Origin of the sequence: Moritella sp. 24, assembly GCF_018219155.1 — a bacterium.
Lineage (GTDB): Bacteria > Pseudomonadota > Gammaproteobacteria > Enterobacterales > Moritellaceae > Moritella.
Window position 1 is genome coordinate 3537648 of record NZ_CP056123.1, and the last position, 18021, is coordinate 3555668.

18 protein-coding genes are annotated in these 18021 nt (G+C 39.7%); 9 read left to right on the plus strand and 9 right to left on the minus strand.

Translation table 11 applies throughout. The annotated features are described in order from the left end of the window. Positions 1-98: 98 nt before the first annotated feature. Positions 99-647 carry a hypothetical protein gene (locus HWV00_RS15750; RefSeq protein WP_211682790.1) on the plus strand — a complete coding sequence of 183 codons (549 nt, stop codon included), beginning with the start codon at positions 99-101 and terminating at the stop codon, positions 645-647. Between the two features lie 54 nt (positions 648-701). Continuing rightward, positions 702-1538: a 4'-phosphopantetheinyl transferase superfamily protein gene (locus HWV00_RS15755; protein WP_211682792.1), complete on the plus strand. Its 837-nt coding sequence runs from the start codon at positions 702-704 to the stop codon at positions 1536-1538. On the opposite strand, the gene HWV00_RS15760 is transcribed toward HWV00_RS15755, so the two are convergent. The 4 genes from HWV00_RS15760 to pssA all read right to left on the minus strand — a co-directional run bounded on the left by HWV00_RS15760 (position 1514) and on the right by pssA (position 4738). Next, complete coding sequence (locus HWV00_RS15760) at positions 1514-2158, minus strand: M50 family metallopeptidase (RefSeq protein ID WP_255554651.1); 645 nt, start codon at positions 2156-2158, stop codon at positions 1514-1516. The two genes, HWV00_RS15755 and HWV00_RS15760, sit on opposite strands and share 25 nt — an antisense overlap. Next, the gene (gene msrA / locus HWV00_RS15765) at positions 2158-2799 is read right to left on the minus strand and encodes a peptide-methionine (S)-S-oxide reductase MsrA (RefSeq protein ID WP_211682794.1); all 642 of its coding nucleotides are present in this window, start codon (positions 2797-2799) and stop codon (positions 2158-2160) included. The genes HWV00_RS15760 and msrA overlap by 1 nt, the downstream gene beginning before the upstream one ends. Positions 2800-2835: 36 nt before the next feature. Beyond that, positions 2836-3138 carry an HlyU family transcriptional regulator gene (locus HWV00_RS15770; protein WP_211682797.1) on the minus strand — a complete coding sequence of 101 codons (303 nt, stop codon included), beginning with the start codon at positions 3136-3138 and terminating at the stop codon, positions 2836-2838. 250 nt (positions 3139-3388) lie between these two features. After that, positions 3389-4738 (minus strand): CDP-diacylglycerol--serine O-phosphatidyltransferase, encoded by a 1350-nt coding sequence (gene pssA, locus HWV00_RS15775; protein WP_211682799.1) that lies wholly within the window; start codon positions 4736-4738, stop codon positions 3389-3391. A 313-nt stretch (positions 4739-5051) separates the two neighbouring features. On the opposite strand from pssA, the gene HWV00_RS15780 reads away from it, so the two are divergent. Together HWV00_RS15780 and pdxH are read left to right on the plus strand one after the other, a co-directional pair. Further along, positions 5052-5315, plus strand: coding sequence for a GrxA family glutaredoxin (locus HWV00_RS15780; RefSeq protein ID WP_211682801.1), 264 nt, complete (start codon positions 5052-5054; stop codon positions 5313-5315). 9 nt (positions 5316-5324) lie between these two features. Beyond that, a complete protein-coding gene (pdxH, locus tag HWV00_RS15785) occupies positions 5325-5978 on the plus strand; it encodes a pyridoxamine 5'-phosphate oxidase (RefSeq protein WP_211682803.1) in 654 nt (217 codons plus the stop codon). Between the two features lie 107 nt (positions 5979-6085). Here the strand turns inward: pdxH and HWV00_RS15790 are convergent, their stop codons facing one another. The 3 genes from HWV00_RS15790 to tyrR all read right to left on the minus strand — a co-directional run bounded on the left by HWV00_RS15790 (position 6086) and on the right by tyrR (position 9877). Then, on the minus strand, positions 6086-7507 hold the full coding sequence (locus HWV00_RS15790; protein WP_211682805.1) for a cobyric acid synthase: 1422 nt from the start codon (positions 7505-7507) through the stop codon (positions 6086-6088). A gap of 39 nt (positions 7508-7546) precedes the next feature. Next, the gene (locus HWV00_RS15795) at positions 7547-8197 is read right to left on the minus strand and encodes a DUF3108 domain-containing protein (protein WP_211682807.1); all 651 of its coding nucleotides are present in this window, start codon (positions 8195-8197) and stop codon (positions 7547-7549) included. A 111-nt stretch (positions 8198-8308) separates the two neighbouring features. Continuing rightward, positions 8309-9877 carry a transcriptional regulator TyrR gene (gene tyrR / locus HWV00_RS15800; protein ID WP_211682809.1) on the minus strand — a complete coding sequence of 523 codons (1569 nt, stop codon included), beginning with the start codon at positions 9875-9877 and terminating at the stop codon, positions 8309-8311. A 293-nt stretch (positions 9878-10170) separates the two neighbouring features. Here tyrR and sapA point away from each other — a divergent pair, with 293 nt between their 5' ends. The 5 genes from sapA to HWV00_RS15825 are packed head-to-tail and all read left to right on the plus strand — an operon-like array spanning position 10171 to position 15455. Further along, positions 10171-11784, plus strand: coding sequence for an ABC transporter substrate-binding protein SapA (sapA, locus tag HWV00_RS15805; RefSeq protein ID WP_211682811.1), 1614 nt, complete (start codon positions 10171-10173; stop codon positions 11782-11784). Between the two features lie 3 nt (positions 11785-11787). Continuing rightward, entirely contained in the window at positions 11788-12753 is a 966-nt protein-coding gene (locus tag HWV00_RS15810; RefSeq protein ID WP_211682813.1) for an ABC transporter permease subunit, read from the plus strand. Continuing rightward, positions 12740-13630, plus strand: a complete 891-nt coding sequence (locus HWV00_RS15815; protein WP_211682815.1) for an ABC transporter permease subunit — start codon at positions 12740-12742, stop codon at positions 13628-13630. Before HWV00_RS15810 ends, HWV00_RS15815 begins: the two co-directional genes overlap by 14 nt. Then, positions 13630-14643 carry an oligopeptide/dipeptide ABC transporter ATP-binding protein gene (locus HWV00_RS15820; protein ID WP_211682817.1) on the plus strand — a complete coding sequence of 338 codons (1014 nt, stop codon included), beginning with the start codon at positions 13630-13632 and terminating at the stop codon, positions 14641-14643. Before HWV00_RS15815 ends, HWV00_RS15820 begins: the two co-directional genes overlap by 1 nt. Continuing rightward, a complete protein-coding gene (locus HWV00_RS15825) occupies positions 14628-15455 on the plus strand; it encodes an ATP-binding cassette domain-containing protein (RefSeq protein ID WP_211682819.1) in 828 nt (275 codons plus the stop codon). The genes HWV00_RS15820 and HWV00_RS15825 overlap by 16 nt, the downstream gene beginning before the upstream one ends. A gap of 25 nt (positions 15456-15480) precedes the next feature. Here HWV00_RS15825 and HWV00_RS15830 read toward each other — a convergent pair whose 3' ends face one another. Together HWV00_RS15830 and HWV00_RS15835 are read right to left on the minus strand one after the other, a co-directional pair. Next, entirely contained in the window at positions 15481-15861 is a 381-nt protein-coding gene (locus tag HWV00_RS15830; protein ID WP_211682821.1) for a hypothetical protein, read from the minus strand. A gap of 175 nt (positions 15862-16036) precedes the next feature. Continuing rightward, the gene (locus HWV00_RS15835; RefSeq protein ID WP_211682823.1) at positions 16037-17938 is read right to left on the minus strand and encodes a SurA N-terminal domain-containing protein; all 1902 of its coding nucleotides are present in this window, start codon (positions 17936-17938) and stop codon (positions 16037-16039) included. Positions 17939-18021 lie beyond the last annotated feature (83 nt).

Genomic DNA, 18021 nt, shown 5'->3' on the forward strand with positions numbered 1-18021 from the left:
ATAGATGTTATTCATGGCGCCGTTGGTCTATAAGTTTATTCTGCTATAATTTAGAGACAATGCACATTATATGATTGTAACGCGAGGCAGTGGTTATCATGCTTAGACACTATTACATTCTCGATTCAATGGATGAAGCAGCCAGTATCGAACAAGAGCTGCAATCCTATGGCATTAATAAACCACAGATGCACACCCTAACAAACAGTGATAAATCTTTAGGTAAGCACCATTTATATAATGTGGAACGCTCACTTCAACAGGGTGTCATTAAAACGGGTGATATAGCTGTACTAGTAGGAGTTGTTGCCACAATCAGCATTCTGTTAGTGAGTTACTTATTAGGTTGGCATACCGGTCCACTCAGTGGTATGCCAGTTATAATATTCGCACTGATTGTACTCGCCTTCTGTTCTTGGGAGGGCGACCACATCGGTATTCAGCTACCTCATATTAATAGTTCGTTATTCAAAACATCCCTTGAAAATGGCAAAACTATCTTATTTATTGATGTTGAACAGACACAAGAACTCGCCATCAATAAAATAATGATATCCCACCCCAACTTGAAGCCAGAAGGAATCGCCACAGCAACACCTGAATGGCTAATACACCAACAAAATAAATATCGCGGTTTACTGAAGTAATAACAAGAGATTGTTATACTTTCCGCCAATAGCACTATAACGGTCTCATCTTTAATGCCACACACTGCAATATTCTTTAGCACACGGTTAACGTTTACTACGCATACCGACTTTCCTATCAACGCTGTGGACGATCTTGGTGAAACCATTGACGTATACTTGTTTAACAGCAATACCTTAGATAATGAACAAATAGCAGCATTTGCAGCGCATTATTTACACCCACAGGAACAGGCGATATTTCACAAACGTAAACAGCAGCAAGCCCAACAAGAATACCTTGCTAGTCGTATTATTATAAAGACGTATGCGAGTAAGCATTTAGGCTATGATTTCGCCGATCTTTACGTCCTATTCGATAGCCAAGATAATTGCTTACATGTGTATCATCATAATCAGATTATCGCATTACGCTGTTGTATTTCTCATTCTAGTGGGCAAGTCCTTGTCGCATTACTGCCAACAACAAAAAAAGTTAAGTTGGGTGTCGATTTAGAGTGGATCTCAACCAAGCGTTCACTCGAAAAAGTGGCGAAACATTACTACCATGCTGAAGAATTACAAGCTTGTCTGGCACAAACAGAATCAGTTTCAGAAACCGTTGTAGAAGAAGCGCTACAGCCGAGTGCGTTGTATCGGATATGGACGTTAAAAGAAGCGTTAGCAAAGGCTATTAAGCAGCCGATAGCCAAGCTAATACGTGATAATGTATTTGCGTATTGCGCACCATTCAATGTGCACTCAGCTTGTTATTCAGCTTCAGATAACCACAACAATACGATGTTTGATTTAAGCATTATCAGCGATATTGAACTCACTGATAATGCAGCTAACACCCACATCAATATTCTAATGGGTAAGTTAGATCAGGATTTGCGTAAGGTTAAATAAATAAAAAATAAACTGGTCAGAAACCACAAGCCACCCCACATAAAGGTTGCGCCACCCATTTCATTGGCTAACATACGCGCATCGGATAATGCTCCACTATGAACAATGGTGTCTTGCCAAATATCCAAAGGAACATAAATCATACTTGCACTGGCAAACACCAATAGGACTGTTTGCTTAATGCCTGCATTTGCATATTTTAGCAATACGATGATAACGGCAGCAATCACGGCTGCAAATCCGATGGTATATAAAGTACCACCAAAAAATACAGCCACTAATAACATAGTCAACGCCAATAGCGCTAAACAGATATCAGTGGTTTGACGACGGCTACTGGCAGCATAAAACAATAAACCAAACAATAATGAACCGAGATAGCCCGCACTCAGAATAATAAAGCGCGAGCCCCCCATCGAGCGAACATGACCACTCTGGTAAGCAGACACGACAAACTCGACCACCTTACCCCCCGTCAGCCACGTCGCTAGCGCATGACTAAGCTCGTGTAAAAACACCACTAATATTTTAAGTGGTGCGATTAATGCGCTCTGCCACATAAAAGCAAGAACCGTAAACACGAGTATAAATAAAATTCGTCTATCTCTCGCGATCATCATTAATTACTCGGGTAACAGATACCACTGCCACCAAGACCGCAATAGCCTTGAGGGTTTTTAGCAAGATATTGTTGATGGTCGGCCTCTGCATAATAAAATGGAGCAGCAAGATCGACTTCAGTCGTAATAGACTCTGTACTACCTGCATCCGTCAGTGCCTGCTGATAATGTGCAGCAGATGCTCTTGCTTGCGACAGTTGCAACTTAGTCGAGCAGTAAATAGCAGAACGGTATTGCGTCCCTTGATCGGCACCTTGACGCATACCTTGCGTTGGCTGATGATTTTCCCAGAACAAGATCAGAAGCTCTGCGAAACTAATAACTTCGGGATCAAATACCACTAGCACAGATTCAGTGTGTCCCGTTTGACCACTGCATACTTGTTGGTAGCGAGGGTGTACGGTATAGCCACCTTGATAACCTACCGCTGTCGTAACGACACCAGGTATTGACCAAAATAAGCGTTCCGCGCCCCAAAAACAGCCCATTGCAAAATAACAAACCTGATATTGTGCAACAAAAGGCGGTACCATATTCGTTCCAGACACATAATGTAATGCATCAACAGTAATGGCCGTCGGATTATCAGGTAGTGCATCTGATTCACTAACCATTGTTAATTTATTTTTTGTAAAAAACATAGTGAACTCCCGCGTTAATTAATCAAAAGCAACAAGTTACTTAAACATATCATCGCCAATTTGATCGATGAATAGCTTACATTTTTGTAGTGTGATTTGTTCAGCTTGTTGCTTGCTCATACAAAGATCAGAACGAATAAATGAATGTGTTAAATTTTTCGCGTCCTCATCACCTTCAACTGGCTTTTCAATTAAACCCGCAACACGGTATTGTCCAGCCTCTTCAGTCGGCATTACAAAAATAAGATAGCCATTGTAATGTACTGGTTCAACTGTTGGTGAGTTGTCGACAGGTACCGTCTCTGAGCCAGAAAAAAGTTGTTTTAAGAATCCGAACATGAAATAACAGCCAATTTAATTGTTTGATAGTTAATCAGAGTATAATCAGCAAGCTAGAACAGAGCAATAGTCTTGCGGCAGTAATGACATTAGTTTACATCATCATTTTCAATACGTAGTTCCTATTAATAAAGTGATGCTTTAACGCAGCACTCGCATGCAGCAAGATTGACAGTCATAAAAAAGGCTCCTTACCACAACAGTAAGAAGCCTCAATAACACGTTGAACCAGTGCTAACTAAACCCTAAATTAGAGAATACGTTTAAGGAGCATATCCAAACGTGTTGTTTTAATGCGACGCATAAACTTCTTCACGGGTGCAGGATAATCAGACAACGATTCTAAGTCTGATAAATGTTTAATACGACGAGTATTTTTCAATACGTGTTCTTGTTCTGCTTGCAACGTGTCTTTTAATAACTGCTTAGTATCATGGATAAGAATACCATTCTCTAAATCTAAGCCCCATGCACGTGGGTTTAAGTTATTACCCGTTAATAAGTGATATTTATAATCACAACACATACCTTTAAGGTGGAAGCTATTACCTTCATCTTTCCATAAACGTACGTTAAGCAGTCCTTTATCGATAAACGGTTGGCACGTTTTAACGAACTTATACAGGTAACTTTCGTAGATATACGGTAATGCAGAAATCACTTTAAACGGTTCTGACGGCGGAATGAAAAAATCATTCGCTGTTTTGTCACCAATCACCAAGGTTACTTTCACGTTACGTTTTAATAGACGCTTAATATCTTTCGATATTGATAACGGTAAATTAAAATAAGGCGTGAAAATAGTTACTTCACTTTCTACTGAACGCAGTAGATTAGTAATAGTTTGATTAAGCTTATTACCGTGACGGCCAAAGCCCGAAATCGGTGTAATACCCACTTCATTACTTTCTGGTGTGGTATTAATATAATGATACTGTGCACTGCGTAGCGTTTGCTTAAACTGACGAATATCTTGCTTTAACGCCTTGCTTGATGGAATAGCCTCGTCATCAAGTCGAGTTACGGCATTTTGGCTAACAAAATAGTCTTCTAAATAAGCAACCATAGAATCTGCTAATGCAGGGTTGTACAGTACATGGTAACGATCACAGCGGTATTTATCTGCTTGATGTAAATAAATATCGTTAATACTCGCGCCGCTATACAATACTGAGTCATCAAAAATAAAGCCTTTAAGATGCAATACACCTAATACTTCTTTACCTTTAACTGGCACGCCTAAAATAGTTACTTTATCGCCGAGCTTTTTACGCATCTCTTTATAGAGATCAGCATTGCCGCCATTTTCTTTTTGGCCAATAAGGCCTCGTTGTGCGCGATGAAAATCAACGAACACTTTAATTACTAAGCCAGGATTATTAACGCGCGCTTGATAAAGCGCATTAAGGATTTCTCTGCCTGCCTCATCATCTTGAAGATATAAGGCCGAAATATAAATGCGTTTCGAAGATGAAGCAATTAAGTTGAGTATTTTTGCTTTAAAATCACGCGCTGAAAGTAAAACATCAATATGCCCTGCCGACATTGGCAGTTGCTTTAAGTTGGTAATCGTAGATTGATAAAACTCTAATGATTTCATATGTTGTTTCAAGCTGATTTATAAAAGTTAATCGATAATTATCACTGATTACAGCAATGATTGCTATTTATCTCTGCAAATATTAGACGTCGATGCAAAAAAATTACATTTCTTCACAGAAGTTACACAAGTAACGGGAAATAATAATCAATAGATGACACCTATCAATTATTATTTAATAAACAATTTCATTTTATTTCAGAAAAACATATTATGTACGCATCAAGAGTGAATTCACTCACTAGCAACTGGTACTGACATTAAAGTACGTATAGAGTGCTAACCAATTTTATTTACGCGGAGTATTTTTATTATGTTTACAGTTATCTTTGGTCGTCCTGGTTGCCCATTTTGCGTTCGTGCAAAACAAATTGCAGAAACATTAAAAACTGAAAACGAAGATTTTGACTTCAACTACATCGATATGCTTGCAGAAGGCATCAGCAAAGCTGACCTAGAAAAATCAGCAGGCGTACCAGTAAACACTGTTCCGCAAATCTTTATCGACCAAAAACATGTTGGCGGTTGCACTGAATTTGAACAGTATGCAAAAGAAAACTTGGGTCTATACGCATAAGGTCTAACAATGTCTTTATTAAATAAGATTCGTTGTGCATTTACCTTAGGGCAAGGCGTATTAATCGACTTGCCCGACCTTGATCCCAGTGTTGATCCGTTTGAACAGTTTCAGAACTGGTTTCAAGCGGCGCAAGACTGCGGCATCGTATTACCAGAATCAATGACAGTATCGACTGTTGATGCTAATGGTTACCCTTCTTGCCGTGTTGTACTACTTAAAGAATTGAGCAAAGAAGGCTTTGTTTTCTTTACCAATTACGACAGTAGAAAAGGCCAAGAGTTAACACTCAATCCACATATCGCGTTAACATTCCATTGGAATATTTTACAGCGTCAAGTGCGTATTCAAGGTGTTGTCGAAAAACTCTCAGCTGAAGATTCGAATGCTTACTTCCAGTCTCGTGGACGTGGTAGCCGAATCGGCGCATGGGCATCAAAACAAAGTTCAGTCATCTCTTCTCGCAAAGACCTCGAACAACAAGTTAAGCAGTTCACAGACAAATTTGCGAATAAAGAAGTACCATTACCTGAGTTTTGGGGCGGCTATGTTGTCAAACCAAGCAGTATTGAGTTTTGGCAAGGTAAAGCGGATCGTTTACATGATCGCTTTAGCTATGTAAAAGAGGGTGATAATTGGCAGGTTGATCGTCTAGCACCCTAGTGCCGTTACGTAACGAGCTATGGCTGTTCGAATATAGGTTATGTCGATTAAAGCAGGTAAATTTATTTACCTGCTTTTTTTATCTCTACATTATAGCTAATTAAACATTACAACCAAGCTAACTTTTCAAACATGTCGGCAACCCGGTTTAGCTCAGCGTCTAAGCTCACAGCGTGATCATCTGCATCACCCTCCCAGCCTAAGTTCGCTAAAAACTGGTTGATAAAGCCCTTATTATCAAATAAGCCATGCAGGTAACAGCCATACACATTACCTTGTTGCCAACCTAAATCAGTTTCAATAAAGTTTTTGCATGTACTATGCAGGCGGTGTTCTTGAGCGCCCTCTTTTAGACTTATCTGGGTTTTACCATGATGGATTTCATAGCCCGATAATTTAAGGCCTTGCCAATCAATCTCACGTTGTTTAGTTGTTTTAGTTTCTGCGTGGGCTGTTACTATCGGTAATAAACCTAATCCCTGTTCATCGCCCCCTTCTATATGGTGCGGATCAAGAATGTGTTCACCTAATAACTGCATCCCACCACAAATACCTAAAATAGGCTGACCACGCTGTGCCGCTTTATGGATCTCATTGGCGAGTCCAGACTCACGTAAGTGTAATAAACTTGCAGCGGTATTTTTACTACCGGGTAAAATGATGGCATCAAAGTCAATTAACGATTGCCCATCACGCAACGGAACGACACTGACATTATCTTGATGAATCAAGTTATCGAATTCATCCATATTCGCAGCATACGGGTAAGCGACGAGTGCAATGTTGATGTGCCCACGTTTATAAGTAGCACGGTGATGCAAAGTATCTTCTTCAGGTAAACGATGTGGAAAATAATGAATATTAGCCACGGTCGGTATACCCGTTTTATCTTCTAACCAATCCATTGCATTACCAAGTAGCAGCGGATCACCACGGAATTTATTTAATACAAACCCTTTAATCAGTTTCTGCTCTTCTTCTGCAAGGCACATAAACGTACCCAGAAGATGCGCAAATGCGCCACCCTTATCGATATCTGCCACCAAATACACATCTGCATTACAAGCGAGTGCGACACTCATGTTAACAATATCACTAGCACGTAAATTTACTTCAGCGGGGCTACCTGCACCTTCAATGATCACTTGCTGATATTCTTGCTGCAGCTCAGACAGCGCATGTTCAACATGCTCAAACAGATGCGCTTTACGCTCCATCCATGGAGTGTTGCTCAATTCAGGGGCTGGCTTGCCATTTAAAATGAGTTGGCTCTGTGTATCTGCACTCGGCTTTAATAATACCGGATTCATGCGGACATCAGGCATCACTTTCGCAGCGATGGCTTGTAGATACTGAGCACGGCCGATCTCGTCACCTTGGGCGGTAACAGCAGCATTATTACTCATATTTTGCGCTTTAAAGGGAGCCACATTGACACCACGATTAGCAAACATACGGCATAGACCCGCAACAACGAAACTCTTACCGGCGTCGCTGGTACACCCCATAATCATGATTGGCTTTGTCATTTTATCTTCTACTTGAATTCAAATATTAAGTGCAATCGGTTACTGAAAAGTAAGGTCGGTAAGTTTTAAAAACGACTTACGTTCACCATGCTTATATACTTCAACTTGCGCAAGTTGGTAATCGAGTTTCGGAATAAACCAGTAATAGGTAGCACGGTTTTTTTTCTTCTTAACTTCTTTCACTTTAACCGCAGTCATGTCACCAAATATAGTGTTAAGGGTTTCTTCCTGTACGACTTCAAACTGGATAGTCTCTAGCTTCTTTTCGAATACCCATTCATAACTCAATTCAGTCTTACCTAACCGCAGATCATTTTGTACTAAAATGGTCAAGGCACCCACATCGATCACATCCGGCTTTGATTTTATTTCAACATGGCCATCTTCAAAATCCATTAAAATGTCACCGTTATCTTCAAAAGAAGCCGACGATACATCGCCAAACCCCATTATCGATGTTTCATGCTCGTAACGGTCTGCAGTGAGTACATTATCTTTAAAATCAAACCAAGAATTATTTACATAGTCACCAGTACCCAATAATACGCTGGCTTCTGTTGTGAGTTTATAACTATCACCATTTAAACGACGTAATGTACGTTCGCCATTACCAAATTTTACGTCTTTGTAGTACACCGCATATTTAGCTTGAAAAGGATATAACTCAGCTTGTGCAGCAGATACAGTCATAGCATAAGTCCCTATACTCAGAATGATAAAGTGTAGCAAATGTGAAAATACTTTCATTTTATATCGACTCCGTTATAAACACTGCCCGCATCAAGTTAATACGGGTCTGAACTATTTTTTAGTAATTTGATAATCACGTAACTTATTAGCAATAGCCGTGTGCGATACACCTAAGCGTTTTGCCAATTGACGTGTACTTGGATATGACGGATATAATCGTTGCAATAATAATTTTTCAAAACGCTTACATGCTTCATCTAATGAACCATCAAATAAAGCTTCATCATAACTTTCAGTCACCGTATGCGGTAAGTTCAAATCACATGGGTTTAGCGTATCCCCTTCTAACAAGGTTAGTGCGTGATACAGCACATTACGTAATTCACGTACATTACCAGGCCAAGGGTACGTTTGTAGTAAGTCTAATACGTTACGACTTAACTGTGGTTTGGTTCGCTGTAATTCGTGACTAAACACAGTACAGAAAGAATGACATAAGGGTACAATATCTTCTTTACGATCACGTAATGCAGGTACTGTCATTGAGAGTACATTTAAACGATAGTAGAGGTCTTGACGGAATTTACCTTCACTGATTAACTTGGCGAGATCGTTTTGTGTTGTACAAAAAATACGGACATCGACACGTACTTCTTGTTCATCACCCACACGTCGAAAACAACCCGTTTCTAATAAACGTAAAAACTTAGTTTGCAAGTACGGCGACATATCACCAATTTCATCAAGTAGTACGGAACCTTCATTCGCGAGTTCAAAAATACCACGTTTGGTTTCACCATCATCAGTAACAACACCAAACAATTCAGACTCTGCAACCGCATCAGGTACCGCAGCACAGTTCAACGCCAAAAATTGATTTTGTGAGCGCCCACTTGCTTGGTGACAGGCTTTAGCAATGAGTTCTTTACCTGCGCCAGTTTCACCTAAGATCATCAAAGGTGCATCTAACATGGCTAATTTTTTTGCCGTGTTAATTAACGCGTTCATTTTATCGCTTTTAGCATGGATCTCATCAAATGCCGCAAACTGAAAAGTACGTAAAAAGTTAAATTGCTTACCAATGCGACCAACTGATTTAAGAATAATGACGGCACCAACAAGTTCATCAGGGGTGACAGTCGCCATTGCTTTAGACTGTACAACTTGATTGATATCACTGCTAATGCTCAAGGGTAAAATATCACCAAGAAAGTCTTCATCAAGCAAGGTTAATTTTTGTGTTTGAGCACAAACCTCATCTGATTCCAACCATTTTGAAATAGAAAAACCTTTTACGAAATTACTGACACAGTGGCCCTTCACTTGCGATTCAGATAACCCAAGTGCAGTTAACGCGGGTGAGTTAACTAAAGAAACAAGACCTTTCACATCGACCGAGAATACAATATCTGGTAAGTTAGTCATCAAAGTTTGAATTTCTTGATGCTCAAGTTCAGAAGGCAAATAGCTAACTGTTTTAACATCACACACACCGCTAATACGACGAAGACTCGTCATTAAAGCCTGCAAATCAGAGAACTCTAGATTAGGTGATTTAATAAATATTCGGTCTGGCTGCTGGATCTCAATCGCTGATAAATTAATATCACGTGCTAAAAAACAATCAAGAATCTCTCGACTAATACCGACTCTATCTTCACAAACTAATTCCAAACGCATTACTATAACCACCATAAAATACTATGCGTTTATAATAGCATGTAAACCTATGAGCTCGCGCCAATAAAAATGTATCAAGTAATATTAATATACTCCAACTGCCAGATCTAAATGAATAGTGTAATTTACCCGCTAAATAATCCATTATCACCACAAAAACTTGCTGATATGGTTCAGATTTTCGCATCTAATTGCTATAAATTTGACTATTATGAAGTAAAAGACACAGATTAACTTGGTTGAACATTGCCTTAGTGATAAATTAGCGAGGTGAGTAATCGTGATAAAACAATATGCATATTCCAAATTTAGTTAAATACATACTGCCACTAACCGTTCTTTTATTATTAACGGCGTGTGATGAACAAACGCAAATAAAACAAGACGGTTTGTCTTATTGCACAGAGGGGAGCCCCAGCTCATTTAACCCTCAAACGGCAACATCAAATGTGACCTTGGATGCGACGACTAGTCAACTCTATGATCGTCTACTATTTATTGATCCTAATACCCAACAATTTAAAGCGGGATTAGCCATTGATTGGGAAATATCAGAAGACCGCCTTTCCTATCGCTTTTTCTTACGCAAAGATGTTCGGTTTCATCAAACCGATTACTTTACGCCAACCAGACCATTTAATGCTGATGATGTCATTTTTAGCTTTGCGCGTATTTTAGATAAAGCGAATCCTTATCATGACGTATCAACAACAGGCTATCCTTTCTTCGAAGGCATTGAATTAGATCAACAAATCAAATCATTGATTAAAATTGATAATTACACGATCGAGTTTAATCTTGTTCTACCTGACTCATCGTTTATTGCTAATTTAGCCAGCGATTTTAGTGTTATTTTATCCGCTGAATATGCAGATACCTTGATCGCGCTAAACAAAAAAGTGGATATCGATCACTTACCCATTGGTACAGGCCCATTTAAGTTTAAAGAATACCGCACTGATAATTTTATCCGTTATCAACGACATGACGATTACTGGGGAGACAATGCAAATATCAAACAATTGATCTTTGATATTACGCCAAATTCATCGTCACGCTTAGCGAAACTGTTGACGCAAGAGTGCGATATCATGGCCTACCCAGCCGCGAGCCAAGTCGAGATGATCAGTGAACACGATAGGGTCAATATATCCGTAGAAACGGGATTAAACGTGGCATACTGGGCATTTAATACCGAAAAAGCACCGTTCAACAACCCTAAGATCCGTCGCGCATTAGCACATACCATTAATCAAGATACGTTATTACAAGCGGTTTATTATAATACTGGTGTCAACGCTAAATCTATTTTGCCTCCCGTGTCTTGGGCCTATAATCCTTATCTTAAAAGTTATAAATATAACCTTGCATATGCACGCCAATTATTAACTGAAGCCGGTTATCCAAATGGCTTTAGCATGGACATAATGGCGCTTAAATCGTCACAAGTTTATAATCCAGACGCCGTTAAAATGGCCGAATTGATTCAATCCGAGTTAGCACAGATTGGTATCGAAGTGAGAATTATTAAATATGAATGGCAGCTCATGGAAAAGAAATTACGACAGAGTGAATATGATAGTTACCTGTTAGGTTGGGTCGCTGATAATAATGATCCTGATAATTTCTTCCGTTTCCAACTCAGCTGTAATGCCATTACGACTGGTTCGAATTATACTCGCTGGTGCAACTCTGAGTTTGATGAGTTAATTAACCAAGCAGTAACAGAAACAGAATACATTGAACGCGTCACGCTTTATTATCGTGCTCAAGAAATTATCCAACAAGAATTACCGCTCATTCCACTGGCCCACTCTTTGCGCTTGCATGCCTACTCCAGTGGCCTAAAAGGGGTTGAAACTACCGCCTTCGGTGGTATCAACTTCATTAATACAGTACGGCAATAACTCATGTTTTTTTATATAATAAGACGTATTAATCTACTCGTTATTACAGTAACAGCGTTAACCATTATTGGTTTCTACCTACGCAGTCGCGTAGCGAATGATTTAGCCTTAGATGGTAACCTATTCAGTAATTATTTCGATTATTTGATCGCTATTACGCAAGGTGATTTAGGTGTTACGACGGGGACAGGCCAACCGGTTTTAGATGAAATTTTAACGGTATTTCCTGCAACGTTAGAGCTCTGTTTTAGTGCCTTTATTCTCTCCATTGCTATAGGTGTCCCTATTGGTACGATGGCGGGTATGCAACGAGGCAGTTCGCTCGACGGAACGATCATGGGTGTGTCGTTATTTATATTTTCAATTCCGGTGTTCTGGCTTGCCTCGTTAGTGATGATGTACTTTGCACTTAACTGGAGTTGGTTGCCAGTCACAGGTCGCTTAAATTTACTTTATGAAATTGATTCAGTCACCGGTTTCATGCTTATTGATACGCTTATCTCTGATAGCCCTCATAGCCAAGACGCATTTTATGATGCGCTTAAGCATTTGATCTTACCTACCGTTGTATTAGCAACCGTCCCGACAACGGAAGTGATTCGTCAAATGCGTAATCACGTCAGCGATGTAATGAAGCAAAAATACATTAAAGCAGCCGCAAGTAAGGGATTAAGTAAAACCGAAATTATCATGCGTCATGTATTACGTAACGCCATTCCAAATATGATCCCACATCTCGGTTTACAATTTAGTACCGTATTAACCACTGCAATGGTCACTGAAGCCGTATTTTCGTGGCCCGGTATTGGTCGTTGGTTAATTAACAGTATTTACCAGCAAGACCACGCAGCCATTCAAGGTGGCATGTTAACCGTAGCTATTTTTGTGGTTACTGCAAATGTACTGACCGAAATATTGACTGTCGTTATTCATCCAATTCGCAGGAAAGAACTTTATGCCCAACATTAATATCTTTGCGGATGAACATATTCTTTCTCCTGCAGAACAAACATGGAAACATTATTCATCGCAGCAAATTGCGATGGCCGCGTTATGGGCGCTTGGTCTTCTATTTTTCCTATTGATTTTTGCGCCACTGATTGCACCGCACGAACCGGATTTACGACAAGCTCATTTACTACTTCAGCCACCCTCATGGGATGAACAGGGCACTGTCGACTATTTCTTTGGTACTGACGATTTAGGCCGAGATGTACTCTCACGATTACTGTACGGATTACGTTTAACCTTCGGTAATGCCCTACTCATTAGTATTATCGCCCTCGTCATCGGCACCACGATCGGTATTACAGCCGCAATCAGCCGTGGTCTTTTATCAAGTACCTTACATCACATTATGGATACGGCTTTATCAATTCCGTCTCTGTTATTAGCGATTATTTTTATCTCGATACTGGGTCCTGGTTTAGACCATAGTTTATTAGCGATTTTATTGGCATCTATCCCACAATTTATTCGTGGCGTGTATTTGTCGGTGTATCAAGAACTGCAAAAAGAATACATTGTTGCCCTCAAATTAGATGGTGCAAATAACTACCGTATTATCCGTTATGGCGTATTCCCGAACATTATTGAAACCCTTGTAAACTTACTTACTCGTGCGATCTCATCAGCTATAATTGATATTAGTGCATTAGGGTTTTTAGGCTTGGGGGCCCAGCGCCCTCTATCAGAATGGGGGACCATGTTATCAGGCGCGACAGACCTTGTGTTTATTGCACCTTGGACAGTGGTATTACCTGGACTAGCTATTTTAGTCACTATTTTCATTATTAATGTTGTTGGTGAAAGTTTAAGACAATCTGTTATTGCGGGAGTTGATTAATGGCCTTACTCGATATTCGAAATCTCACCATTGAAATCGAAACGCCGCAGGGTATCTTAAAAGCGGTTGATAGATTCAACATTACTCTAAGTGATGGTGAAGTGCGTGGATTAGTGGGTGAATCAGGCTCAGGCAAAAGCCTAGTGGCAAAAGCCATTATGGGAATAACCAAAGATAACTGGCGTATTCGTGCAGACCGTTTACGATTAGGTGATATTGATTTACTTAACTTAACACCGGTACAACGTCGTCGTGTGATGGGCAAAGAGATCGGCATGATATTTCAAGATGCAGCCGCACATTTGGACCCATCAGAAAAAGCCGGTGAACAGCTTGCTGAAGCCATTCCTTGTGATCAGTTTACTGGCCATTTTTGGAATCGATTTAACTGGCGTAAAAAACAAGCCATTGCCCTACTGCATAAAGTGGGCGTAAAAGATCATAAAAAAGTCATGAATAGCTATCCATTTGAGCTCTCTGAAGGGCTTTGCCAAAAAGTGATGATCGCAATGGCAATTGCGAAAAAACCGCGTCTACTGATTGCTGACGAACCAACAACAGCAATGGAGCCAAAAACACAGAATCAAATTTTACGTTTACTTGATAAATTAAATAAATTATCACACACCACTATTCTCCTTATTAGCCACGATTTAGAAACCGTAAGTCTATTAGCAGATAATATGACGGTGATGTATTGCGGACAAATGGTTGAAAGCGGTACACGAGAACAAGTATTTAATCACACTCACCACCCTTATACAGATGCGTTATTACGTGCCAATCCTGATTTTAATCGAGTTCCACACAAAGCGCGCTTAAATACCTTGGCGGGACAAGTGCCACTATTGCACCATTTACCCATCGGTTGTCGACTCGGCCCTCGTTGCCCTAATGCGCAAAAAAACTGTGTGATCACGCCACCGATGCAAAAAGTAAAAGGCCATATGTTTAGTTGCCACTTCCCTCTCAATGCAGATGAATTAAAAGGTAAAAAATGTCAGAAGAAATAACAGGCATCGCTGCGGATAAATCGATGCAGCCTTTACTACGTGTTGAGAAGTTAGGAAAAATATATATTAATCCAACAGGCTTTTTTAAGCGTCAAGAAGTGATTGCTGTCAATGATATTTCATTTAATTTAAATCGCGCAGAAACGCTCGCCATTATTGGTGAAACAGGTTCGGGAAAATCAACATTAGCACGTTTGCTTGCGGGTGTGATCCCGCCGACGACGGGCAATATTTATATTGATGGCTGCAAGCTCAATGACAGTAATACTGACTTACGTTGTCGCTCGATAAGAATGGTGTTTCAAGACCCAGAAACATCACTCAACCCACGAACAAGCGTGGGTCAAATATTAGATGCACCGCTACAGCTAAACACCGATATGTCGGTAAGTAAACGTACAGAGAAAATCTCTGAAACATTACGTTTAGTGGGTTTACTACCTGAGTATGCAACCTTTTATCCGCCCATGTTATCCAGTGGTCAGAAACAACGTATTGCACTAGCAAGAGCGCTGATATTAAACCCAAAAATAATTATTGCAGATGATACACTATCGACGCTCGATATATCATTACGCTCACAGATGATTAACCTCATGTTAGATCTGCAAAAAACCATTGGTATCTCCTATATCATCGTGACTCACAATATGGGACTAGTGAAGCATATCAGCGATAAAATGATTGTGATGCATCAAGGGGAATGTATCGAGCAAGGTCGTACCGAACAGCTGTTTTCTAAGCCAACAGCTGCATTATGTGGACAAATATTATCAAATCAATACAAAATGAAAAAGCCAGGCTGTCAATAAGTCTGACTTGAGGTAAGAGTCGCGCTTATTCTTGATTGTAGCGGCTTATCTCACTTTTTTTCAACGCTTGCTTCATTTCTTCAAATGCATCTGCACGTAAGAAAAAACGCCATGTTTGACGTGGCACTCGCTGTTTAATCATGTTTTCACTCACAATGAAATATTCAGTACTAGCGATATTCGTTGTCACAGTCACCTTCGTACGCCCTACCAAAAAATCTGCAGGTACATGACTGCCATCTTTAAACAGTCCAAACTCTGTAAAGTTCAATAATTCAGGCTCGCCATAAATCGTATCTGTCGAAAACCATTGACCCAGAAGCGGGTTGTCCTTCGGAAAGTAGAACCAAGCACCAGCGAGTAACAAAAACGTGAGAGTAATAAATGTAATAATATATTTAGCCATAACTTATTATTATAGTTAATAATTCCTCATTATAACAATCTATGAATATTAATAGATAGACAATCATTTATTAATGCGACAGACATAAAAAAGTCCCGATACAATATCAAATCATATCGGGATTTCTTAAACTATACAGAGACTGATTACCTTAAGGTATCAGCAGCCCTCATACTTACTCTGCAACAGGGTAAGATACATCAGCTGCTTTAATCAGTGTTTGTATTAGCATTTCATAGTCAGCTTGCGCATTAATATTCTTCAACGTATCGCCTAAACGAGTTGCTTCTTCAGCATTCATTTCAGCATCACGTACAGATGAGAATTTAAGTAATGTTACATCACCGCTTAACGACGTTTCAGTTGCTACTGTCGCTTGTTCTGCAGCTGGTTTTGGCATTGAGAATAATTTGCTCAATACTTTAAAGTCTGCTTTTGTGTAATCAAAACGACTCAGCCATTCTGGTGCAGTGAAACTTGCATCAACTGTTGCCAGTTCTGCATCAATATTTTCACCTGCATTGATTTTAGCTGATACATTCGTCATAAAGCTTAATGCTTTTTGCTCTGCTTTTGTTGCTGTTAAGCGTTCAATGATTTCGTCATTAACATCCGTTAATGGCTTCGTTGATTGCGCTTTATATTCGTTAATACGAACAACAATACTTTGCTCATCAGACAGATTAATGATTTCAGAGTTTAGGCCTTCAGCAATAAAATCTTGGTCAAATAATGTCGATACGATTTTCGGATCATTTAATGGTGCAGGAATTGCGTCCGCAGAGAATAGCTCTGTAGATACAATCGCTAAACCTGTCTCTTCAGATGCAACATCCAGTGAATCAGGCACTTCAAATGCTTGCTCAGCTAACTGCTCTGCTAACTCATCAAAATGAGATACGGCTTGTTCATTCTTAAGACGCGTTTCAATCGCTGTTTTAACATCAGCAAATGCTTTCACTTTACCTGGTTCAACCGCTAATAGCTTAATGATATGGAAACCAAAGTCACTACGAACAAGTTCAGATGTTACGTCACCGTCATTCACTAAGGCAAATGCAGCAGCTTCAAACACAGGATCCATAATATCTTTTTCTAACCAATCTAGCTCACCACCATTTTCGCCACTGAACGTGTCGTCTGATGATGTTTTAGCTAGCTCAGCAAAATCTGCACCTAACTGAATTTTAGTCAGCAATGCTTGCGCTTTTTTCTCTGCAGTTGCTTCATCGTCATTGAATGCAACAAGGATATGCGCAACTTTACGCTTATCTTCTTGTGCATAAGATGATTGATGCTCGTTATAGTAATTTTCAGCGGCATCAGCAGCTAATTCAATACCAGTACTGATGTCTTTCATATCAACTAAGATATAATCAACTGACGCTTGTTGAGGCGTTTGGAAGAATGCTTTGCTGTCTTCATAATAACGGCTAACTTCTGCATCAGTAATAGCAATATCATTAGCAAATTTATTTACTGGTACAATAAGCTGGCTTAGCTGACGTTGTTGATTCTGTAGTGCCGCTAAAAGTTTAACTTCACTTGGTAAGCTAAATTCAGAGCTTACTAATGCGTCAGTTAATTGTTGTTGTGCAAAATCAGTACGTAGGCGTTCAACGAACTGCGCTGGTGTCATACCGTTTTGGCGTAATAAACTGATGTAACGTTCTTCATTAAAAACGCCGTCAGTTTGAAATTGTTCCATAGAGAAAATATAACTACGGATCTTCTCATCACCAATACGCAATGACAAATCATCTGTCATTTGTTGTAGTAGGTTTTGTGCTACTAAGGTATCGAGTGACTGCTGACGAATTTGATTCTGAAATTCTGGTTGTTCCCAACGAGCAGCAAATGATTCGCCTTGTTGAGACTCTAAACGAGAACGGTCGTTTCTAACTTGATTCTCTAGCGCTTGCTTTGAAATATCAACGCCATTCACTGTTGCAGCTGACTGAGCGCTACCACTACCTAAATAACTACTTACACCAGCAAGGGCAAACGTAACGATCACTGCGCCTAAAATAATCTTAGCGCCAGGTCCTTGTGAACCTTCGCGGAACTTCTCTAACATAATTGTATTCTCTAAACTGCAATACAGTAAATAACAATAAAAACGCACCTCGTGGTGCGCCTTTACTCAAAATTAAATCAATA